Here is a 23,020-nt window from a genome sequence, read left to right on the forward strand (position 1 = left end):
ATCAGGCACCTTCTGCTGTTGTGTCTTTTGCCCAAAGACCTGTTGCCGGATCAAACTGCCCCGAAAACTCCCATTCAGCCGGTCCTGTCATTAAAACATGATCATCATCGCGCCAGTCGATCTGCAATGGCCCGCCCGGAACAATCACTTTTACATTGCGCCCTGTACGACGTGTACGCGCTGCCGATACACCGGCGGCGCAGGCAGCAGAGCCGCAAGCACGCGTCAATCCGACACCACGCTCCCAGGTGCGGATGGTCAGCTCATCTTGTGCCGTGACCTGCGCGATAGAAATATTTGCTTTTTCCGGAAAGATCGGATGATTTTCCAGCAATGGGCCAAACTTATCCAGCTCATAGGACCAGACATCCTGATCGACCCAGAAAATTGCATGGGGATTGCCCATCGACGCCACAGACGGCGAATGCAGTACGGGTGCATCAATCGGCCCGATCTGTAATTCGATCATGCGGGTATCGCGAAACTCTTCCGCCAATGGAATTGCCTGCCACTCGAAATGCGGTTTGCCCATATCCACACGAATCTGGCCGTCCGGCAATTCCTCTGCCAGCAGCAAACCTGCCAGCGTTTCAAAAGTGAATTGCGATTTACCTGTCTCCGCAGCCAGCGCCTGCACCACACAGCGGGTACCATTGCCGCAAGCCTGCGCTTCACTGCCGTCGCAATTAATAATGCGGATATAATAATCTGTGCCCGTGGTCTTCGGATCATGGATCGCCATGATCTGATCAAAACCGGTCTCATTGTCAGCATTCAATGCGCGTGCGGCATCAGGCGTGATCCGGTCACTCCGGCCACGCATATCCGCCACAATAATTTTATTGCCAAGGCCATTCATTTTGGCAAAAGCTGCATTGACTGACATAGCTACAGACATAGTTTCACAGTTTTAAGATATATCCCGGTTACGGCATATCAGCAGCCTTAATGCGGAACATCGACAAAATTCAGTTCGCAGAGATACGAAAAACAGGCAGCGTCCGGAGATTTTACCTTAAAGCATATCCTGAAAGCGCTTCACACTTTACGCAAGGCACTCCGGATATACATTTACAGGCCTATATGGCGGAACTTCTCTCAAATTGCCAGTATATGTGCCAATGATTCGAAAAGCAGTGATGCGTTTTTGTCTGAAACCTGCCTTGGAAGGCAGATCACGCCTTGGCCTGCCGGTAAAATATGTTTATCTTTAAATCATAATCTGCTCAAATTTTGCTGCCAGACAGGTTTTCATACTGTCAGGCCACGACCTGTCAGATTAAAACAAGGCTGAAGCCGTAAAATCATGCAACCATACTTATTTCCCTTTTGTTCAATGATTCCTTTTGAATACAAAATGGTCTAAAGTGCAGCGGATTTTGCCTCAATATTGACCTGAAGACGGAACTGTTTCAAAAATTCCGCTTCGGAAACCACACTATCAAGGAGATGGGTATGGGAGTTTCTAAGATTGGCCTGCTCGGACTTGCAGCTGCCACCATTCTCGCCGGCTGCCAGAGTTCGCGTTTTGACAACATGGCCAGCAACACTCCCCCGCAGGCACAAAATCCTGCTCCTTTACGTCCTGCACCGACAACTTCGGTTCAGTCCGGCTCGCTGAATGATGTGAATTCATCACAGTTTCCGGCAAACCCGAATGATATGAATACCCAGCCGCAGGGCAATACACAGGTTGCCAGCCTGCCACCTGCATCTTCCGTTGATCTGACACCGGGCAAAGTTGCCGGTGTGTGGAATGCTTCGCTTGCCGGCCAGAGCTGTAAAGTTGCAACCCCGCAAACCAAATTCGGTCAGGGCTTCCGCGCGGGTCCGCTGCGTTGTCCGGGTGAACTTGCCAACCTGTCCTCATGGTCGGTTAACGGCAAACAGCTCGTCCTTTATGATGCGAATGGCGGCACAGTTGCGTCGCTTTATTCATCTGCTGACGGCCGTTTTGACGGTCAGACTTCCGGCGGTCAGCCGATCAGCTTGTCCCGCTAAAAACTTGCTGACATTATAGAATTATAAAAGCTGCAGACACAATCTGCGGCTTTTCATTTATAGAACAGCGCCTGAATGAGGTTGTCATGTCTTTCAATGAAACGCTGAAAGCCTATCCGTCCGTATCAGAACGCTACGACTCTCTGGCAGCCGCCGGAGATATTGAAGCAGACCCGCAGCAGCAAATTCTGGCAAAGCGCTTTGATGCTTTGATCGATGCGATTTGCAGTAAGCGCCTTTCGCGCAAATCCAGTGCTTTGGGCTGGCTGTTCGGCAAATCCAAAAAAGTGGCTGAGCCGATCAAGGGCCTGTATATCCACGGTGAAGTTGGCCGCGGCAAAACCATGCTGATGGATATGTTCTTTGAATTGCTGCCGGTTGAACGCAAACGCCGTGCGCATTTTAATGATTTTATGGCCGATGTGCATGAGCGCATTCATGCTCACCGTCAGGCATTCAAAAAAGGTGAAACCAAACAGGAAGACCCGATCCCGCCGGTTGCAGAAGCGCTGGAAAAACAGGCATGGGTTCTGTGTTTTGATGAATTTACCGTCACAGATATTGCCGATGCGATGATCCTGTCGCGTTTGTTCTCGGCGCTGTTCGAGCGCGGCGTAGTGCTGGTTGCCACATCCAATGTAGCACCCGATAATCTCTATCCGAATGGTCTCAACCGTCAGCTGTTTTTGCCTTTTGTCAGCATTCTCAAAACCCGTGTTGATGTGATCAATCTGGATTCGCGCACCGATTATCGCCTTGAAAAGCTCGACCGCCAGCCGGTCTATCTCACACCGCTCGGGCTCAAAACAGATGCCCGAATGGACGAGGCATGGCATAGTCTGACGGAAGGCAGGCTTGAGACAACAGAGGTTATCAAGGTCAAAGGCCGCAGCATTCATCTGAACCGCACTGTCGGCAAAGCCGTTCGTGTAACCTTTGATGAACTCTGCACAAAACCGCTGGCTGCCGCAGATTATCTGGCGATCATGGCGCGTTTTCGCACTATGTTTATCGATCATGTGCCGGTGCTGGATCTTGCTAGGAGAAATGAAGCCAAACGTTTCATTCTGCTGGTGGATACACTTTATGACCAGCGCGCCCGTGTTATCATCTCTGCCGCAGCAACACCCGACAAACTCTATAGTGCCTCCAGCGGCACAGAAGCTTTTGAATTTGACCGTACCGCATCGCGTCTTTTCGAGATGCAGAGTGCGGAATATCTTGAAGTATTTGAGACAAATGAATCAGATGCAGAGCGGATCACAGCGTGATCTGTCTGCAAAACAGGCCGGATTTTCGGATCGTCACTATTTTGTGACGATCATGGCCTAATTTATGCCAGTCAGGGGAATCATAAGAGCACTTATGATTCAACAAATAAGCATTCCGCAATCGGGCTGACTGTAAGCCATTCTGAACAAACAAAAATCAGCTGTAAGCGGACAAAAATTCCGGTAAAATTCCATTCCCTGATTTCATGATATGAAACAGGAAAAATTCCGTATTTTGTCAAAAATGATTTACGTTTACGTAAGAACTTATTTAGCTAAACGATTGAAATCTTTAAATACAAAATTATTAGTTGAGTTATTTTGAAAACGGGCATATCGACCATACAGCGTAATGGCCTCTGCAGGCGTAACCGGTCGGAAAAACCTGAGCAGAGGTTAGGCTGTTTTAGTTAGATTTTAGATCAGGGAAGTAACCAGCATGGCTCGCAATAAAATTGCTCTCATCGGTTCAGGCATGATCGGCGGAACACTCGCCCATATGGCCGGTCTCAAAGAGCTCGGTGACATTGTATTGTTCGATATCGCCGAAGGTATCCCGCAGGGCAAAGGCCTCGATATCGCTGAATCCTCACCGGTTGACGGTTTCGATGCCAAATTCACCGGTGCCAATGACTATGCCGCCATTGAAGGCGCAGATGTTGTTATTGTTACTGCCGGTGTACCGCGCAAGCCAGGCATGAGCCGTGATGACCTGCTGGGCATCAACCTGAAAGTCATGGAACAGGTAGGCGCAGGTATTGCCAAATACGCTCCTGATGCTTTCGTGATCTGCATCACCAACCCGCTCGATGCGATGGTATGGGCTCTGCAGAAATTTTCCGGTCTGCCGGCAAACAAAGTTGTCGGTATGGCTGGTGTGCTTGATAGCGCCCGCTTCCGCTACTTCCTTGCTGAAGAATTCAACGTTTCCGTTGAAGACGTCACCGCATTCGTTCTCGGCGGTCACGGCGATACCATGGTTCCATCGAGCCGCTATTCGACTGTTGCCGGTATTCCTCTGCCGGATCTGGTCAAAATGGGCTGGACCACACAGGACAAGCTCGACAAGATCATTCAGCGCACCCGCGACGGCGGTGCTGAAATCGTCGGCCTGCTGAAAACCGGTTCGGCATACTATGCGCCAGCAGCCTCCGCTATCCAGATGGCAGAATCCTACCTCAAGGATAAGCGCCGCGTTCTGCCGGTTGCAGCTCAGCTGACCGGCCAGTACGGCGTGAAAGACATGTATGTCGGCGTACCGACCATTATCGGTGCGAACGGCGTTGAACAGGTTATCGAAATCCAGCTCGACAAAGAAGAACAGGCCGCATTTGAGAAATCAGTTGCTGCAGTTCAGGGTCTTTGCGACGCCTGCATCGCGATTGCACCAAATCTGAAATAAGCTCCCTTATTCAAGTTCTGGGATGTTTCGGGGCGCTTTTCCCAAAGTGGCCCCGAACTGGTCTCTGGAACTTCATATAAAAATCACGAAGCCTGTCTATCAACACAAGTTGAAACCACAGGTTTCAGGAGCGCCCTTAAAAGGACAACCAGATGAATATTCACGAATATCAGGCTAAGCGCCTGCTCCACTCCTACGGCGCACCGATTGCCAACGGCGTGGCTGTATACTCCGCTGAACAGGCTGAAGAATGGGCAAAGACCCTTCCTGGCCCGCTTTATGTGGTCAAGAGCCAGATCCACGCCGGTGGCCGCGGTAAAGGTAAGTTCAAAGAACTGCCAGCCGATGCTAAAGGCGGCGTGCGTCTTGCCAAATCCATCGAAGAAGTTGTTGCCAATGTTAAAGAAATGCTCGGCAACACTCTGGTGACCAAGCAGACCGGTCCTGCCGGTAAACAGGTTAACCGTCTTTACATCGAAGATGGTGCGGATATTGACCGTGAACTGTATCTCTCCCTGCTGATCGACCGCAGCAACGGCCGTCCGGCTTTCGTTGTCTCCACCGAAGGTGGCATGGACATTGAAGCTGTTGCGGAAGAAACACCGGAAAAGATCATCAATGTTGCAATCGATCCTGCCAAAGGCGTGACCGATGAAGACAATGCGAAGCTCGCAGACGCGCTGAAGCTCGAAGGCGAAGCCCGCGCAGATGCAATCGCTCTGTTTCCGGTTCTCTACAAAGCTTTTGTTGAAAAAGACATGAGCCTTCTGGAAATCAACCCGCTGATCGTCATGACCAATGGTCGTGTACGCGTACTGGATGCCAAAGTATCCTTCGACGGCAATGCTCTGTTCCGTCATCCTGACATTCAGGAACTGCGCGATCTGTCGGAAGAAGACGAAAAAGAAATCGAAGCTTCCAAGCATGATCTGGCCTATGTTGCCCTCGATGGTAATATCGGCTGCATGGTCAATGGTGCCGGTCTTGCTATGGCAACCATGGACATCATCAAGCTTTACGGCGCAGAACCAGCGAACTTCCTCGATGTTGGCGGCGGCGCTACCAAAGAAAAAGTAACAGCTGCATTCAAGATCATCACTGCTGATCCGGCTGTTGAAGGTATTCTCGTGAACATCTTCGGCGGCATTATGAAATGCGACGTTATCGCTGAAGGCGTGATCGCAGCTGTTAAAGAAGTTGGCCTTAAAGTTCCTCTGGTCGTTCGTCTCGAAGGCACCAATGTTGAGCTTGGCAAGAAAATCATCAACGAGAGCGGCCTGAATGTTATTTCAGCTGACGATCTCGACGATGCAGCACAGAAAATCGTTGCTGCAGTGAAGGGAAATTGATCCATGTCTATTCTTGTAAACAAGGACACCAAGATTCTCGTTCAGGGTCTGACCGGTAAGACAGGTACTTTCCACACTGAACAGGCTCTTGCCTATTACGGCACCCAGATGGTCGGCGGTATCCACCCTAAAAAGGGCGGCGAAACATGGACCGGTTCCAAGGGCGAAAACCTGCCGATTTTTGCAACTGTTGCTGAAGCTAAAGAACGTACCGGTGCAGATGCGTCCGTAATCTACGTTCCGCCTGCAGGTGCAGCGGATGCCATCATCGAAGCAATCGAAGCTGAAGTCGGCTTCATCGTCTGCATCACCGAAGGTATTCCGGTTATGGATATGGTTCGTGTGAAAGAACGTCTGGAACGTTCAAAATCACGCCTCCTCGGCCCTAACTGCCCAGGCATCCTGACCCCTGAAGAATGCAAAATCGGCATTATGCCAGGCAACATCTTCAAAAAAGGTTCGGTCGGCGTTGTTTCCCGCTCCGGTACACTGACCTATGAAGCTGTGTTCCAGACCTCCAATGAAGGTCTCGGCCAGACAACCGCTGTTGGTATCGGCGGCGATCCGGTTAAAGGCACAGAATTTATCGACGTGCTGGAAATGTTCCTCGCAGACGACAACACCAAATCGATCGTTATGATCGGTGAAATCGGTGGCTCGGCTGAAGAAGAAGCAGCTCAGTTCCTCAAAGACGAAGCCAAGCGCGGCCGTTCAAAGCCAATGGTTGGCTTTATCGCCGGTCGTACCGCTCCGGAAGGCCGCACGATGGGTCACGCCGGTGCTGTTATCTCCGGCGGCAAGGGCGGCGCTGAAGACAAGATTGCAGCTATGGAAGAAGCCGGTATCCGCGTTTCCCCGTCGCCTGCACAGCTCGGCAAAACACTTGTTGAAGTTCTCAAAGGCTAATTGCCTTTGGGTTGAAGTTCTCAAGGGCTAATGCCCTTAGGCTGAGGTTCTCAGGGGTTAATCCCTTTGAACTAAAAGAATATTGGCAGTCGCATTGCGTGACTGCCTCTAAAAAGCCCGGTTCGTGGCCCATGGCACGCCTGAACCCCGAACCGGGTTCGCTAGACTAAAACTTATGCCCGTTTCTGTTGGAAATCAGTACAAACGCACTATTTCTCAGAACAGAGACAACAGACCAGCAACTTAAAACGGGACCGGAAGATTTTCCGGTATGGCCGGTATAAGGAGACGGAGTGGATACTCCGGCAAGGACAATGGCACGGCAAGAAGAAGCCAATGACGTTTTCGCCCTGACCTCGTTTCTCTATGGCGGCAATGCCGACTATATTGAGGAGCTCTATGCTGCATATGAAACCGATCCGAATTCGGTCAATGCAGAATGGCGCGATTTTTTCGCAAATCTCGGTGACAATCCGAAAGATGTGATTGAAAATGCCCGCGGTGCATCCTGGGAAAAAAGCAGCTGGCCTGTGACGCCGAAAGATGAGCTGACCAATGCTCTCGACGGCAACTGGGCAGATGTTGAAAAACATATGACAGACAAGCTGAAAGGCAAAGGCGGCAAAGCTGCAGCTGCTGCACCGGCTCTGTCTGAAGCAGAAATTACACAGGCAGCACGCGACAGTGTTCGCGCGATCATGATGATCCGCGCTTACCGTATGCGCGGCCACCTGCATGCCAATCTTGATCCGCTCGGTCTTTCCGAAAAGCCGGATGATCATAATGAACTGGCTCCGGAAAATTACGGTTTCACACCGGCTGATTTTGACCGCAAAATCTTCATCGACAACGTGCTCGGTCTCGAATATGCGACCGTTCGCGAAATGCTCGATATTCTGAAGCGCACTTATTGCTCGACAATCGGCTTTGAATTCATGCACATTTCTGATCCGGCTGAAAAAGCCTGGCTTCAGGAGCGCATCGAAGGCGCCAATAAGAGCATTGCTTTCACACCGGAAGGTAAGAAAGCCATCATGTCCAAACTGATCGAAGCTGAAGGCTTTGAACAGTTCATCGACGTGAAATACAAAGGCACCAAGCGCTTTGGTCTTGATGGCGGTGAATCCCTGATCCCTGCCCTTGAACAGATCGTCAAGCGCGGCGGCTCCATGGGCGTGAAAGAGATCATTTTCGGTATGGCTCACCGCGGCCGTCTGAACGTGCTTTCGCAGGTGATGGGCAAACCGCACCGCGCTATTTTCCACGAATTCAAAGGCGGCTCCTATGCGCCGGATGATGTGGAAGGTTCAGGCGACGTTAAATACCATCTGGGTGCGTCTTCCGACCGCGAATTTGACGGCAACTCCGTTCACCTGTCGCTGACAGCCAACCCTTCGCATCTGGAAATCGTTAATCCGGTTGTTATGGGTAAAGCCCGCGCCAAGCAGGATCTGCTGGCCGGCCGCACCCGTGATGAAGTTGTACCTTTGGCAGAACGCGCTAAAGTCATGCCGCTGCTGCTGCATGGTGATGCGGCATTTGCCGGTCAGGGCGTTGTTGCAGAATGCCTTGGTCTGTCGGGCCTGCGCGGCCACCGCGTTGCCGGTACAGTTCACTTCATCATCAATAACCAGATCGGTTTCACCACCAATCCGGCCTTCTCCCGTTCTTCGCCATATCCTTCCGATGTAGCGAAAATGATTGAAGCACCGATTTTCCATGTGAATGGTGATGATCCGGAAGCTGTTGTATTCGCTGCAAAAGTTGCAACCGAATTCCGCCAGACTTTCCATAAGCCGGTTGTTGTGGACATGTTCTGCTACCGCCGCTTCGGTCACAACGAAGGCGATGAGCCTGCGTTCACACAGCCTTTGATGTACAAAGAAATTCGCAAGCACAAAACCACTGTACAGCTCTACAGTGAAAAGCTGATCGGCGAAGGTCTTTTGACTCAGGCTGACATCGACCAGATGAAAGCTGACTGGCGCGACAAGCTGGAAACAGAATTCGAAGCCGGCCAGAACTACAAGCCGAATAAAGCCGACTGGCTCGACGGTGCGTGGGCGGGCCTGCGTACAGCTGACAATGCTGATGAACAGCGTCGCGGCAAAACCGGCGTACCAGCGAAAACCCTCAAGGAAATCGGTAAGAAACTTTCCGAAACCCCTGAAGGCTTCAACGTACACCGCACCATTCAGCGCTTCCTCGACAATCGCTCGAAGATGATCGACAGTGGTGAAGGTATTGATTGGGCAACAGCTGAATCGCTGGCATTCGGTTCGCTGTCTCTCGAAGGCCACCCGATCCGTTTCTCCGGTCAGGACGTGGAACGCGGTACATTCTCGCAGCGTCACACTGTTCTTTACGATCAGGAAAATCAGAGCCGCTATATTCCTCTGAATAATCTTCAGAAGGGTCAGGCGATTTACGAAGCCATCAACTCGATGCTTTCGGAAGAAGCCGTGCTCGGTTACGAATATGGTTACTCGCTGACAGATCCGCGCGCACTGGTACTGTGGGAAGCCCAGTTCGGTGACTTCGCAAACGGTGCCCAGGTTGTATTCGACCAGTTCATCTCTTCAGGTGAGCGCAAGTGGCTGCGTATGTCCGGTCTCGTCTGCCTTCTGCCACACGGCTATGAAGGTCAGGGTCCTGAACATTCATCAGCACGTCTGGAACGTTATCTGCAGCTTTGCGCTGAAGATAATATGCAGGTTGCCAATGTTACGACACCGGCAAACTACTTCCACATTCTGCGTCGTCAGATGAAACGCGACTTCCGTAAGCCGCTGATCATGATGACACCGAAGTCCTTGCTGCGTCACAAGCGTGCAATTTCTTCCTTGAGCGAACTATCCGGAGACAGCACGTTCCACCGTCTGCTGTGGGATGATGCACAATATCTCAAGGATCAGCCGATCAAGCTGCAGAAAGATGCCAAGATTCGTCGTGTCGTTCTCTGCTCCGGTAAAGTCTATTACGACCTTTACGAAGAGCGTGAAAAACGCGGTATCGACGATATCTACCTGCTGCGCGTTGAACAGCTTTATCCGTTCCCGGCAAAAGCTCTCATCAACGAACTGTCCCGCTTCCGCGGTGCAGAAATCGTCTGGTGTCAGGAAGAGCCGAAGAATATGGGCGCATGGTCGTTCATTGAACCTTATCTGGAATGGGTTCTGGCGCATATTGATGCGAAATATCCGCGTGCCCGCTATGCAGGCCGTCCGGCTTCCGCATCGCCTGCAACAGGTCTGATGTCCAAGCATCTTGAACAGCTCGCAGCCTTCCTTGAAGATGCGCTCGGTTCTTAAAATTTAAATTTCTGACCCGCTGATTTATTCTCAGCGGGTCGCCTATCATTCAGATTAAAGATCCAGGGAAGATAAAACCATGGCAACCGAAATCCGCGTTCCCACCCTCGGGGAATCCGTCACAGAGGCAACCATCGGCAAATGGCTCAAAAAAGTCGGCGACGCTATTGTTGCTGATGAACCATTGGTTGAACTGGAAACCGATAAGGTTTCTATTGAAGTTCCTGCGCCTGTTTCCGGCGTTCTGACAGAAATCACCGCTCAGGAAGGTGACAATGTTGGTCTCGATGCCCTGCTCGGCCAGATTGATGCATCGGGTGCCGCTGCTGCTCCTGCCGCAAAACCTGCTGCTGCGCCAGCCGCTGCACCTGTAGCCGCTGCTGCACCTGCCGCAACTGCTTCTTCCATGCCAGCCGCTCCTGCTGCTGCCAAGCTGATGGCTGAAGCCGGCCTGAACAATGATCAGGTTGACGGTTCCGGCAAACGTGGTCAGGTTCTCAAAGGCGATGTTCTTGCCGCTCTGGCAAAAGGCACTGCACCTGCAGCCGCCGCCACTCCAGTTGCTGCACGTCCTGCGTCCCCTGCCGGTGATGCACCACGCGAAGAACGCGTGAAAATGACCCGTCTGCGTCAAACCATTGCACGTCGTCTGAAAGATGCTCAGAACACCGCAGCCATGCTCACCACTTATAACGAAGTGGATATGAGCGCGGTTATGGATCTGCGTTCACGCTACAAAGATATCTTCGAGAAGAAGCACGGCGTTAAGCTCGGCTTCATGGGTTTCTTCACCAAAGCTGTAACTCACGCTTTGAAAGAAATTCCTGCTGTTAATGCCGAAATCGACGGTACAGACATCATCTACAAGAACTTTGCTCACGTCGGCGTTGCAGTCGGTACTGACAAGGGTCTCGTGGTTCCTGTTGTTCGCGATGCCGACCAGATGTCGATTGCTGAAATCGAAAAAGAAATCGGTCGTCTCGGCCGTGCAGCCCGTGACGGTCAGCTTTCCATGGCTGATATGCAGGGCGGCACCTTCACCATCTCCAATGGTGGTGTATACGGCTCCCTGATGTCTTCCCCGATCCTGAACGCACCGCAGTCCGGTATTCTCGGTATGCACAAGATTCAGGAACGTCCGGTTGTTGTCGGCGGTCAGATCGTTATCCGTCCGATGATGTATCTGGCTCTGTCCTACGATCACCGTATCGTAGACGGCAAAGAAGCTGTGACCTTCCTCGTTCGCGTTAAGGACAGCCTGGAAGATCCGGAACGTCTGGTTCTCGACCTGTAATAAAATGACTAAGAGCGCTGTCTCCCGACAGCGCTCTTTTCAACTGCATCTTTTATAAGCCGCTATGGCTATTATATTTTAATATCACGGAGCCTCTCATGCAGTATGTGATCGAATTCACCGGTCTGATGGCGGTATTCGTGATCCTGCTCGTTGCACCCGGTGCGGATTTCGCGCTGATTGTGCGCCAAAGCATTGTGCATGGCCGCCGTGCAGCCTTCATCACCAGTCTTGGCATCGGCGCATCGCTGATGTTCCACATTTCCTATACGATCCTCGGTATCGGCCTGATCGTATCCCAGTCTCTGTTTTTGTTTTCGCTGATTAAATGGGCGGGTGCTGCCTATTTGTTTTATCTCGGCATCAAGGCGCTGCGGGAAAAACCGCTCAATGCAGCCGATGCAGATAAAATTCTTCAGACAGACGGCGAAGCTGCTCAACCACAACAAAAGGCAATTTCGGCCAAACGCTGCTTTACTATGGGTTTCATCACCAATGCGCTGAACCCGAAAGCCGTGTTGTTTTTCCTCTCCCTGTTCTCATCCCTTGTCAGCCATGAAACACCGGCTGCAATTCAGGGTATTTACGGAATTCTGATCGCAATCGTCGTCATCGGCTGGTTTGCAATTGTGACTTTGTTCTTTACGCTGGAACCCGTGCGTAAACGCTTTTTCGCTCTGGGTGCATGGTTTAATCGCGTGACCGGTATGGTATTTATCGGATTAGGAATTAAGCTGGCCAGTCAGCAAGCCCATTAGAAAGAAGTACGCATCGTATTTCAGGCCAATGGTGTAAATCAGACTTTTAAAGCCCGGTGAGGGAACAATGCCTATCAAATCAGCCATTTTCAAAAAGACTATTACCTGTCTCGCAAGCTGTACGATTCTGCTGACCGCCACAGCCGTTGCCTCAGCCGCCTGTATGCAGAACCGCGCCGCCTATTCTGACAAAGACCAGAATTACACACTGACTTTCAGCCCTGTCCAAAAAGACGATGAGCAGTCAGGAAACAGTTTCACCATCATTGCCAATGAAAAACCTGAATTCAAATTACAGGGCACTGTGCAATGGACAGACGGTGCAGCCCGCCCGACAGCCATGATCACCTATAATTGTGCGGGTGATGAGACTGCTGAAGATGAAATTGATGACTGCACAATCTGGCAGGGCGTAGTATATGCGCTTAAAGATGGTGCAGATGCAGAGTTTCTGCCCCGCAATGATGAACCGGCTGCCGCAGCGATCCTCCTGCCGGATTTCGTCAGTATGCTGGACAGTTATGATTTTGGAACGGCCAAACCGGCCGAACCGCTGAACTGGGAAGTGTTTCGCTTTAAAGCCTGCACACCCGAAGAGTAAAAGATCGACCCTTGTCTTCATGCAGAAATCCCCTGCCTGAGCGGACTTAAAAAGAGTTAAAAGGATTAAGCAATGTCTTATGATGTCGTTGTTATCGGTACCGGCCCTGGCGGTTATGTTGCAGCTATCAAAGCTGCCCAGCTCGGCCTGAAAGTTGCCGTTGTTGAAAAACGCAGCACTTTCGGCGGCACCTGCCTCAATGTCGGCTGTATCCCTTCAAAGGCATTGCTGCACGCTTCTGAAGTTTTTGCGGAAGCCGGTCATTCTTTTGACGCGCTCGGCGTTGAAGTCAGTGCACCAAAGCTGAACCTCGGAAAAATGCTGGCGCACAAAGTAACAACTGTTAAAGCCAACACCACCGGCGTTGAATTCCTGTTCAAGAAAAACAAGATCGAAGCTTTCACCGGTTTTGGTAAAGTTGTTGCTGCAGGCAAAGTTTCTGTCACTGCTGAAGACGGTTCTGTCAAAGAACTCGAAACCAAAAACATCATCATCGCCACCGGTTCCGATGTTGCCGGTATTCCGGGCGTTAATGTTGATATTGACGAAAAAGTCATTGTTTCTTCAACCGGCGCGCTGGAATTCACTAAAGTGCCTGAAACTCTGGTTGTTGTCGGCGGCGGCGTGATCGGTCTGGAACTCGGCTCCGTATGGTCGCGTCTCGGTGCTAAAGTGACTGTTGTCGAGTATCTCGACAAGATCCTCGGCGGCATGGATGGTGAAGTTTCCAAGCAGTTCCAGCGTATGCTGGCTAAACAGGGCATTGATTTCAAACTCAGCGCCAAAGTGACAGCTGTTGAAAAATCCGGCAATGGCGCCAAGGTTACTTTCGAACCTGTTAAAGGCGGCGATGCTGTTACCCTTGAAGCCGAAGCCGTTCTGATTTCGACCGGCCGTCGTCCTTACACTGATGGTCTGGGTCTGGCTGAAGCCGGTGTTGCTCTTGATGAACGCGGCCGCGTTGCGATCAATGATCATTGGCAGACCAATGTAGCCGGCATTTATGCGATCGGCGACGTGGTTAAAGGCCCGATGCTGGCGCACAAAGCCGAAGATGAAGGCGTTGCAGTTGCAGAAATCATCGCCGGTCAGAAAGGCCACGTCAATTTTGATGTGATCCCGAGCGTTGTTTACACCCAGCCGGAAGTTGCTTCTGTCGGTAAAACCGAAGAAGAGCTGAAAGCTGCCGGTATTGAATATAAAGTCGGCAAATTCCCGTTCACAGCCAATGGCCGTGCACGTGCAATGCAGCACACAGACGGTTTTGTGAAAATTCTGGCTGATAAAGCAACTGACAAAGTTCTCGGCGCTCATATCCTCGGCTACAATGCCGGTGAAATGATCCACGAACTGACCGTTTTGATGGAGTTTGGCGGCTCTTCCGAAGATCTGGCTCGTACCTGCCATGCACATCCGACCATGTCGGAAGCTGTTCGTGAATCAGCAATGGCAACTTACGACAAACCAATTCATATGTAATTGGTTCTACGTAATCTGCGGATTACATAAAATACGAGGCCCGGTTTTTACCGGGCCTTTTCTTTTTCAGATCGAATTTGGTTAGGCTTTATTGAGATTATCAGGGCACAATAGCACCAAATATCTCTGTCACTGTGAAAGCACTATTACCTTTATGCCAACCCTCACCCGCCTGATTATCATTCTGGCTCTGATTTCTGCCTGTATTTACGGGCTGATGCTGGTGCTTGTGAAAACTGTCAGTCCGGTGACGTCAGAGATTGTTGTTCGCGTACCGGCACATAAAATGGTGCAGCAACCGCGCGATACTGCACCCGTCAGCCCGGCCCCTGTGCCATCGCCCTATACAGAGGGTGAACCGGAGGCTGAAGATGCAGAATAATCTCTCAACAGATGCTGCAATCGACTCGTTTCTGGAAATGATGAGTGCTGAACGGGGGGCTGCAGACAATACGCTGGAATCCTATCGCCGCGATCTGGAAACCGCTGCGGAATTTATGGCAGGTCGCAAAACCGGACTGGTTTCAGCCAATTCCGTCGATATTAAAGCCTGCCTTGATGAGATGAATATTCAGGGCTTCGCTTCCACTTCACAGGCACGCCGCCTCTCCTCTTTGCGGCAATTCTTCCGCTTTCTCTATACTGAAGGCATGCGCAGCGACGATCCGACCGGTATCATCGATGCGCCGAAGAAAAATCAGGCACTGCCTAAAATCATGAGCGAAGACACAGTTTCAAAGCTGCTTGCACAGGCTGAGGCGGAAGCAGATCTTAAAGTATGGGCACAAGAAGATATGAGCGGCTACTTCAACGCCGTGCGTTTGCATGCGCTTCTGGAACTGCTCTATGCCACCGGTATGCGTGTCAGCGAGCTTGTCAGCCTGCCGGAGAAAACTATCCGCAGCAATCAGCGCTTTCTGCTGGTGCGCGGCAAAGGTGCCAAAGAACGCATGGTGCCGTTATCTGTAAAAGCACAAAATGTCTTGCAGGTTTACGTCAATTTACGCGACAGGGTGCCCGAATGGCAGAATAGTCCCTGGCTGTTTCCTGCCCGCTCGGACAACGGGTTTCTGGCACGACAGGTCTTTGCCCGCGATTTGAAGTCCCTTGCCGCCCGCGCCGGAATTTCGGCCGCTGCCGTTTCTCCCCATGTGCTGCGTCACGCCTTTGCCAGTCATCTTTTGCAAAATGGTGCGGATTTACGTGCAGTACAGCAATTATTAGGCCATTCGGACATTTCTACGACACAAATTTATACCCATGTGCTGGAAGAAAGACTGCATCAGCTCGTTGCAACGCATCATCCGCTTGCCGATTGACGTTATGAAGTTTAAGAGAAACATATTCGGCAGATAGATTTTTCTGTCAGACAATCTATATAGGACAGATGAAACCCTCTCTCAGACCTTAATGTCTGATGGTTTTAATCTCCGGAGCGTAATAGTCAGGTCATATGTATAATTACCTTGATTTCGAAAAACCCGTCGCAGATCTCGATGGTCAGATCCTCGAACTGAAAAAACTGGCGCAGGAAAGCGGCAGTGTCGAGATGAGTGATGAGATACGGCGCCTTGAAAAGCGCTCTAGCGACGCGCTGAAAGATATTTACCGCAAACTCACCCCTTGGCAGAAAGTGCAGATTGCCCGTCATCCGGATCGTCCGCATTGTCTGGATTATGTGGACCGCCTGTTTACAGAATTCACACCGCTGGCCGGTGACCGTAACTTTGCCGAAGATCAGGCCATTCAGGCCGGTTTTGCGCGCTTTAACGGTCAGGCTGTTGCTGTGCTCGGACAGGAAAAAGGCAACGACACTAAAACCCGTCTGAAACATAATTTCGGCTCCCCGCGTCCGGAAGGCTATCGTAAAGCCATCCGTATCATGGAACTGGCTGACCGTTTCAAACTGCCGGTTATCACATTCATCGATACTGCCGGTGCCTATCCTGGTGTCAGCGCTGAAGAGCGCGGTCAGGCGGAAGCTATTGCCCGCTCGCTGGAAATGAGCCTGAAACTGCGCGTACCTGTTATCACGGTTGTGATCGGTGAAGGCGGTTCCGGTGGTGCGATTGCTATCGCTGTCGCCAACCGCGTTTACATGCTTGAACATGCAATCTACTCGGTGATTTCACCGGAAGGTGCTGCTTCAATTCTGTGGCGTGATTCGACCCGCGCCAAAGATGCAGCCACCAATATGCGCATCACTGCACAGGATCTGCTTGAGCTGAAAATCATTGATAATATTATTCCTGAGCCTCTCGGTGGCGCACATCGCGGTAAAAATGCGATTATCGATGCTGCAGGCGAAGTGATTGCAACAGCCCTGAAATCTCTTGAAGGCGTGGACGGCGAAACACTGAAACAGGAACGCCGCCAGAAATATCTGGCCATGGGTCGTAATCTCTGACGGAGATTTCAACCGCGTATTCCAAATTCAGGCCGCGCAACCAGCGCGGCCTTTATGTTTTAAAAGCATTTCCGGCAAAAGTGCGAAGCGCTCTCGCGGGAAAATCAGTTCGCCGGACTGATTTCTTTTCCCGCTACGATGCGTTGGGCAAAAAGATACAGCGGCTCCGGCAATTCAGTCGTCACAGGAACTGCTCTAGGGCATATAGTCAAGACGGCTCATTTGCTGTAAATATTGCCCGATGCTAACTTAATAACACTTTATCAATCATACTAACCGATACTGCGGGACAAACTGATTGCTGCTGAAAATTTGCCTTTTTGCTGTTTCAGGATATTTTGTTCCAACTCTTGCCTAATTTGACCGGTGACTCTCATGAAATTCAGAACTGCAATTTTTGCTTCACTGATCGCAACCGTAGCACTTGCCGGTTGTCAGGGTTCAGTTTTTGATGGTGTCGGCGCAAAAGCAGAGCGTGAGCTGCCTTCCAAAGTTCTGGCTAAAATCAAAGCCAAGGGCATGAACAAGACATCGCCGGTTATGGCGCGTATCTTCAAGGAAGAAGGCGTTCTGGAGGTCTGGAAACAGAAAACCAATGGCCGCTATGACATGGTTGCGTCCTATGAAATCTGCAAATGGTCAGGCAAGCTCGGCCCTAAATATGTAGAAGGTGACCGTCAGGCACCGGAAGGTTTCTATTCGGTCTCTGCTGCGCAGATGAACCCGAACTCCCAATATTATCTGTCATTCAATCTCGGCTTCCCGAATGCTTATGATCGCGCCAATGGCCGTACCGGTCAGCATTTGATGGTGCATGGTGCCTGTTCTTCTGCCGGTTGCTATTCCATGACTGACGAAAGCATGTCCGAAATTTATGCTTTCGGACGCGATGCCTTTAAGGGAGGTCAGCGCGATTTTCAGGTTCAGGCCTATCCGTTCCGTATGACAGCCGCCAATATGGCACGTTATAAGAGTGATCCGAATTATCAATTCTGGACCATGCTTAAAGAAGGCTATGACCAGTTCGAAATTACAAAAGTACCGCCTAAAGTCGATGTCTGCGGCAAGCGTTACGTCTTTAATCAGAATTTCCCGGGTCAGCAGGGTGTTTCCGCTTCTGCCGCCTGCCCGCCGATGTCACAGCCGGATTCTATCCAGTCTGCTTATTCCAGCTATCAGAAAACCTATGATGCAGCTTTTTCGAGCGCGTTGAATAAATCATCGAAAAAACAGCCTGCGCCATCAATCATGGGTGTTCAGGAAGCGAAACTGGTATCTGACTGGAGTGCACGCCGCGCACGTGGTGAGAAAGTATCCCGCACGCCGCCATCTTTAAGCCCTGCCTCTTCCGAGACACCGGGCGCACCGGATACTACAGCACCGACAGCAGTGGCTCAGACACCTGTAACGGCACCCGCAACCACCTCGGTTGCAACCAATATACCGGCAGCAGCCCAGCCTGTACTGGATCAGAATGCAACAGCTTCTGTTCCGGTGCCGAACAATAATCCGGCAGCGGCAGCAGTTGCTGTACCTCAGGTAACACCGGATATGCCTGCGGCAAGTGCTGAGAAGAAATCTCTCTGGAACCGGCTGACCGGCCAATAAAATGACCACTGAAGCTGAAATTTTTTATGATTTTAAGGGGCTGCAATGCCCCTTACCTGTTTTGAAAACCCGTAAAAAATTACAAGATCTGTCTGCCGGTGACCGCGTCAGGATTGAAACCACGGATCCGCTTTCCCCGCTTGATATTGCCCATTTCTGCCAGTCAGAAGGGCATATTCTGCTGGAACAGCAGAATGAGGGTCGGGTTTTTCATTTTCTGATAGAAAAAGGCTAGAGCATTTCACAGTCAAGTTGGATCAACTTGACGCCCGTGATAATGCGACCAAATAAAGAATCTAGAGCGAGCACTATGATCCAATCTGGACGTAAACCGCTCTAAGATTTTTAGCCTTTCATGGAAAAACCCGGGATAGCCAGCGGATTGTCGGTTAGCGCCTGTGCATCAGCTTTATCAATACGCGGCTTACCTAAAAACGCATCAAACAAATCACGCACGTAAGATTCATCCAGATCTTTGGTAATCAGAACCAGACGTGTCTGGTATTTGCTATCCTGTAATTCCTGCGGCCAGCTTTTCAGACGCACAGGCGGATGTAAAATCTGCTGCACACCATGAATAACCATCGGTCGTTCAGCATCTTCAGCAACAGCGATAATCCCTTTCATGCGCAGTAATTTGTCGCCGTGGGTAGAGCGCAGCAAATCCAGAAACATTTCAATGGCTGCAAAAGGTACCGGCGCATCATGCTTCAGCGAGAATGAACGGATTGTCTCATCGTGGTGGTGGTGTCCATGCTCACCGTGATGATGACCGGAACAGCCTGCGCCATGTATCTCACAAACATGATCGTGATGGTCATGATGATCGTCGTAACTGTCTGCTTTCAGCCAGTTCTGCACATCCGGTGTCTTGCCTGCCGGATTGTACAAGCCGCAATCAAACAAAGCTGCATAACCGATATCATCAGCAACATTGTCATAGATTTCGGCTGCCGGATTAAGATTTCTGATCCGCGTCCTTAAAGCTGCTAGCTGTGTTGCATCAGCAAGATCAGATTTGGTCAGAACAATCCGGTCGGCAACAGCAACCTGTTTCACCGCCTCGATATGGGCATCCAATGTCGCCATACCATTCACAGCATCAACTGCGGTAATCACACCATCCAGCTTCAGAACCTGCATCAAAACCGGATGCCCCATCAGCGCCTGCAATACCGGCACGGGGTCAGCCAGACCGGTTGTCTCGATGACAATGCGCTGTAAAGCATTGATCTTGCCCATCTGCACACGTTCAATCAGATCCGCCAGCGTATCCACCAGCTCACCGCGAACAGTGCAGCACAGGCAACCATCGGCAAGCTGAATAACCCCGTCAGCCGTCTGCTCAACAAGCAAATGATCTATACTGACATCACCAAATTCATTGATGATAACTGCCGTATCCTGCAGAGCAGGATCTTTCAGCAGCCGGTTAAGCAATGTGGTTTTTCCTGCTCCCAAAAAACCCGTGAGAACAGAAACACTGATCGGTTTGAAGGACATGTTCTAATTCACTGCAGTTGTCATATTTCCACGCATTGGTCGCTGCAATGGGATCGGCACTTGCGAAATATGCAACACACCGCCTGCCTTCACATCCGGTGCCTTGGCAATCAGGCCAACCGGAACAGCCACCGGCTCACGGGTCATTGCTGTGATGTAAGGCGAATTAATTTTCAAACGACCTTCAACATCACGGCCATCCCAGCGGTCGGACATCGCTTCCTGACTGCAAATCTGCGCACGCAAATCTGTGGCCTGATTATTATTGTTCCCATAAGGCACAAGGCTTGCCAGTGTGGCACCGCCGCCACCACGGGTTGAGAAACCGTTTTGCAGTAATTCTGCAGCCTGTACGGTACGGTCTTCCTGTCTGGATGCGCCCAGCACAATAGCAACAATAGTACGGCCATTACGTGTTGCTGAACCAGCCAGATTAAAGCCGGAGGCACAGATAAAGCCGGTTTTCATACCATCAGCGCCATTAAAGCGGCCAAGCAGAATATTGTAATTCGCCTGAACTTTTTTGCCCTCCCCCGGATCAATTGCTTCCGTATTGAAGTAATGGGCATATTCAGGAAACTCACGACGCAACTGTGCAGCCAGCAGAGCCATATCACGGGCGGTCGAGTAGTTATTCGGATCCGGCAGACCATGCGGATTAACAAAATTAGAACCGAACATACCGATGCGTTTGGCCTCTGCATTCATCATTTTTGCAAATCCGGCCTTGCTGCCGCCAACGGATTCAGCCACCGCAACAGATACGTCATTGGCAGACTTCACCATCATGATTTTCAGAGCGCTATCAAGCGTCATTACCGAACCGGCTTTATAGCCCATTTTGCTCGGCGGCTCTTTCGTAGCAGCAACAGACATACGCACCGGCGATTCCAGTGTTTTCTGACCGGAGCGCAAAGCGCGGAAAACCACATAGGCTGACATCATTTTAGTAAGCGATGCCGGATACCAGCGCTTAAAAGCTTCATTATGCGCCAGCACCTGGCCTGTTGCCACATCGACAGACATATAAGGATTGGCTTCGGCCGCTGACATGCTTTGAGAAACAGCAAGACATGACACAGTCATGACCAGAACAGATTGTTTTAAAATACGCGGGATCATGGGATGACCACCTTTCAAGGCGAAATATTCAATAGACAGATATCCGGATTTCTTGCGCTCTATCCGCAGATCGATAACTGCCTTCAATTCAACAGATCTTCAATCGGGATAAAAAGGCAAAAATCCGGTCGTCAGAAAAAATGCCTGCACATTTTTACTCGGTTGTACTTTTCTACTCCAGACCGGGCATAAAAGGCAAAGACCGATTGGCGAAATTTTGTAAAACACACTATGTTATCTGAGAGCGTTGTGTTTTACCCACACTGCCTCAGACAGAATTTTGTCTTTCTTGCATCATCCCGTAGCGGAACATTGCTCGGGGTTACGTTATCCACACACCGCCTCGGAGGAGAGGCACACAGGTTCGGAGAACAGAAATGCCGCTTTTAGATCGCGCCGCACAATTAAAACAGGAAGTCAGCCTGTGGCGCAGACATTTACACAGCAAACCGGAATTACTCTATGACGTGCATGAAACTGCGGCATTTGTAGAACAAAAATTGCGTGAATTCGGCTGTGATGAAGTTGTGACCGGTATCGGACGCACCGGTGTTGTCGGCGTCATTAAGGGCAAAAAAGGTGCGGGGCAGGCAATAGGTCTGCGTGCAGATATGGATGCATTACCGCTGACAGAAACCGGCACACCGGAATGGGTTTCGCAAAATCCGGGTAAAGCACATTCCTGCGGTCATGATGGTCACACATCCATGCTGCTCGGTGCCGCAAAAATTCTCTGTGAAACCCGTGATTTCTACGGTGAAGTTATCGTCATTTTCCAGCCTGCCGAAGAAGGCGGCGCCGGTGGTTTGGCCATGGTCAAAGACGGTATGATGGAGCGCTTCAATATTGTTGAAGTTTACGGCATGCATAATATGCCGGGCATCACAGTCGGTGAACTGGCGGTTTGCAAAGGCCCGATCATGGCCGCGACCGATGAGTTCACAATCACCATCAATGGTAAAGGCGGCCATGCTGCCCAGCCGCATCGCAATATTGATCCGATTGTTATCGGTTCGCAGCTGGTTACTGCTTTGCAGAGCATTGTTTCACGTGGATCAAACCCGCTGGATTCACTGGTCGTTTCAGTGACCAAGTTCAATGCCGGTGAAGCTTACAATATCATTCCGGAAAAAGCGGTTCTCGCAGGTACAGTACGCAGTCTCACAAAACACAGCCGTGCTTTTGCCGAGCAGCGTATGCGTGCCCATTGTGAAGCCTTCGGTCTGCTCAATAATATCAAGATCGATCTTGATTTTAAAAACAACTATCCGGTGACATTCAACCATTCCGGTCAGACAGATATCGCAGCCGATGTTGCCGATAAAGTCAGCATCAATGGTCCGATCACCCGTGAAGTTGAACCGATGATGGGCGGTGAGGATTTCTCCTATATGCTCGAAGCCCGTCCGGGTTGCTATATTTTCCTCGGTAATGGCGAGAGCGCCAACCTGCATCATCCGGCCTATGATTTCAACGATGATGCCCTGCCCTATGGCATGAGCTACTGGGTTGAGCTGGCACAATATCGTCTTAAGGATGCACAGCTTTCACCAGCTGAAAAAATCGCAGCCTGATCTCAGGCTACAAATTAAACAGGTTACTGTTCAGCGAAGAGGCATAATCCCCTCTTCGCTTTTTTAATTCACTAGAGCATTTCACAGTCAAGTTGGATCAACTTGGACAGTCCGGGATAATGCGACAAACTAGAGAATCTAGAGTGAGCACTGCGATCCAACATGAACGCAAACCACTCTAGCAACTATTCCGGCATTTTCTGCCCTGCCTGCCCTTGGCTTACAGTCAAAAAATCAGTATGTGTGCAATAAGCTATCTGGTCCCGTAGCTCAGTAGGATAGAGCGCAAGATTCCTAATCTTGAGGCCACTGGTTCGAATCCAGTCGGGATCACCACCTCTCCCTTCACTGCCTCAGGCAACTTGTATGTGCTGCGCGAAAACCTAAGTAAGAATGAGACATTCTTATTTCAGGTTCATTACAGGCGAATTGCA

The 23,020-nt window shown here is 50.6% G+C and carries 19 protein-coding genes and 1 tRNA gene; 17 read left to right on the forward strand and 3 right to left on the reverse strand.

Annotated elements, in window-relative coordinates:
- Window position 1: 1 nt before the first annotated feature.
- Window positions 2-886 (reverse strand): diaminopimelate epimerase, encoded by an 885-nt coding sequence (gene dapF, locus HBA93_RS08055; RefSeq protein ID WP_221723049.1) that lies wholly within the window; start codon window positions 884-886, stop codon window positions 2-4.
- Between the two features lie 569 nt (window positions 887-1,455).
- Here dapF and HBA93_RS08060 point away from each other — a divergent pair.
- The 15 genes from HBA93_RS08060 to HBA93_RS08130 all read left to right on the forward strand — a co-directional run bounded on the left by HBA93_RS08060 (window position 1,456) and on the right by HBA93_RS08130 (window position 18,622).
- The gene (locus HBA93_RS08060) at window positions 1,456-2,001 is read left to right on the forward strand and encodes a protease inhibitor Inh/omp19 family protein (RefSeq protein WP_121992311.1); all 546 of its coding nucleotides are present in this window, start codon (window positions 1,456-1,458) and stop codon (window positions 1,999-2,001) included.
- Between the two features lie 86 nt (window positions 2,002-2,087).
- Complete coding sequence (zapE, locus tag HBA93_RS08065; RefSeq protein ID WP_221722938.1) at window positions 2,088-3,272, forward strand: cell division protein ZapE; 1,185 nt, start codon at window positions 2,088-2,090, stop codon at window positions 3,270-3,272.
- Between the two features lie 439 nt (window positions 3,273-3,711).
- A complete protein-coding gene (mdh, locus tag HBA93_RS08070) occupies window positions 3,712-4,674 on the forward strand; it encodes a malate dehydrogenase (RefSeq protein WP_121992181.1) in 963 nt (320 codons plus the stop codon).
- Window positions 4,675-4,826: 152 nt separating this feature from the next.
- Window positions 4,827-6,023, forward strand: a complete 1,197-nt coding sequence (gene sucC / locus HBA93_RS08075; protein WP_113943808.1) for an ADP-forming succinate--CoA ligase subunit beta — start codon at window positions 4,827-4,829, stop codon at window positions 6,021-6,023.
- Between the two features lie 3 nt (window positions 6,024-6,026).
- A complete protein-coding gene (sucD, locus tag HBA93_RS08080; RefSeq protein WP_113943807.1) occupies window positions 6,027-6,929 on the forward strand; it encodes a succinate--CoA ligase subunit alpha in 903 nt (300 codons plus the stop codon).
- A 314-nt stretch (window positions 6,930-7,243) separates the two neighbouring features.
- Window positions 7,244-10,240: a 2-oxoglutarate dehydrogenase E1 component gene (locus HBA93_RS08085; protein WP_221722939.1), complete on the forward strand. Its 2,997-nt coding sequence runs from the start codon at window positions 7,244-7,246 to the stop codon at window positions 10,238-10,240.
- 79 nt (window positions 10,241-10,319) lie between these two features.
- The gene (odhB, locus tag HBA93_RS08090) at window positions 10,320-11,534 is read left to right on the forward strand and encodes a 2-oxoglutarate dehydrogenase complex dihydrolipoyllysine-residue succinyltransferase (RefSeq protein ID WP_221722940.1); all 1,215 of its coding nucleotides are present in this window, start codon (window positions 10,320-10,322) and stop codon (window positions 11,532-11,534) included.
- Between the two features lie 98 nt (window positions 11,535-11,632).
- Complete coding sequence (locus HBA93_RS08095; RefSeq protein ID WP_022712273.1) at window positions 11,633-12,292, forward strand: LysE family translocator; 660 nt, start codon at window positions 11,633-11,635, stop codon at window positions 12,290-12,292.
- Window positions 12,293-12,455: 163 nt separating this feature from the next.
- Complete coding sequence (locus HBA93_RS08100) at window positions 12,456-12,893, forward strand: hypothetical protein (protein WP_502910065.1); 438 nt, start codon at window positions 12,456-12,458, stop codon at window positions 12,891-12,893.
- A gap of 72 nt (window positions 12,894-12,965) precedes the next feature.
- A complete protein-coding gene (lpdA, locus tag HBA93_RS08105; RefSeq protein ID WP_221722941.1) occupies window positions 12,966-14,372 on the forward strand; it encodes a dihydrolipoyl dehydrogenase in 1,407 nt (468 codons plus the stop codon).
- Window positions 14,373-14,526: 154 nt separating this feature from the next.
- Window positions 14,527-14,754, forward strand: a complete 228-nt coding sequence (locus tag HBA93_RS08110) for a hypothetical protein (RefSeq protein WP_116088620.1) — start codon at window positions 14,527-14,529, stop codon at window positions 14,752-14,754.
- Window positions 14,744-15,691 (forward strand): site-specific tyrosine recombinase XerD, encoded by a 948-nt coding sequence (gene xerD, locus HBA93_RS08115; RefSeq protein ID WP_221722942.1) that lies wholly within the window; start codon window positions 14,744-14,746, stop codon window positions 15,689-15,691. The genes HBA93_RS08110 and xerD overlap by 11 nt, the downstream gene beginning before the upstream one ends.
- A gap of 134 nt (window positions 15,692-15,825) precedes the next feature.
- Window positions 15,826-16,779, forward strand: coding sequence for an acetyl-CoA carboxylase carboxyltransferase subunit alpha (locus tag HBA93_RS08120; RefSeq protein WP_121992175.1), 954 nt, complete (start codon window positions 15,826-15,828; stop codon window positions 16,777-16,779).
- A gap of 375 nt (window positions 16,780-17,154) precedes the next feature.
- Entirely contained in the window at window positions 17,155-18,387 is a 1,233-nt protein-coding gene (locus HBA93_RS08125; protein ID WP_221722943.1) for a L,D-transpeptidase family protein, read from the forward strand.
- A 1-nt stretch (window position 18,388) separates the two neighbouring features.
- Window positions 18,389-18,622, forward strand: coding sequence for a sulfurtransferase TusA family protein (locus HBA93_RS08130; protein ID WP_221722944.1), 234 nt, complete (start codon window positions 18,389-18,391; stop codon window positions 18,620-18,622).
- A gap of 110 nt (window positions 18,623-18,732) precedes the next feature.
- On the opposite strand, the gene HBA93_RS08135 is transcribed toward HBA93_RS08130, so the two are convergent.
- Together HBA93_RS08135 and HBA93_RS08140 are read right to left on the reverse strand one after the other, a co-directional pair.
- Window positions 18,733-19,890: a CobW family GTP-binding protein gene (locus HBA93_RS08135; RefSeq protein WP_221722945.1), complete on the reverse strand. Its 1,158-nt coding sequence runs from the start codon at window positions 19,888-19,890 to the stop codon at window positions 18,733-18,735.
- Window positions 19,891-19,893: 3 nt separating this feature from the next.
- Complete coding sequence (locus HBA93_RS08140; RefSeq protein WP_286201827.1) at window positions 19,894-20,976, reverse strand: D-alanyl-D-alanine carboxypeptidase family protein; 1,083 nt, start codon at window positions 20,974-20,976, stop codon at window positions 19,894-19,896.
- A gap of 413 nt (window positions 20,977-21,389) precedes the next feature.
- Here HBA93_RS08140 and HBA93_RS08145 point away from each other — a divergent pair, with 413 nt between their 5' ends.
- Both HBA93_RS08145 and HBA93_RS08150 read left to right on the forward strand, forming a co-directional pair.
- Window positions 21,390-22,586, forward strand: coding sequence for a M20 aminoacylase family protein (locus HBA93_RS08145; protein ID WP_221722946.1), 1,197 nt, complete (start codon window positions 21,390-21,392; stop codon window positions 22,584-22,586).
- A 259-nt stretch (window positions 22,587-22,845) separates the two neighbouring features.
- A tRNA-Arg gene (locus HBA93_RS08150) sits at window positions 22,846-22,922 on the forward strand.
- Window positions 22,923-23,020 lie beyond the last annotated feature (98 nt).

This window comes from Ochrobactrum sp. SFR4, from assembly GCF_019730395.1.
In the GTDB taxonomy this organism is placed as follows: domain Bacteria; phylum Pseudomonadota; class Alphaproteobacteria; order Rhizobiales; family Rhizobiaceae; genus Pseudochrobactrum.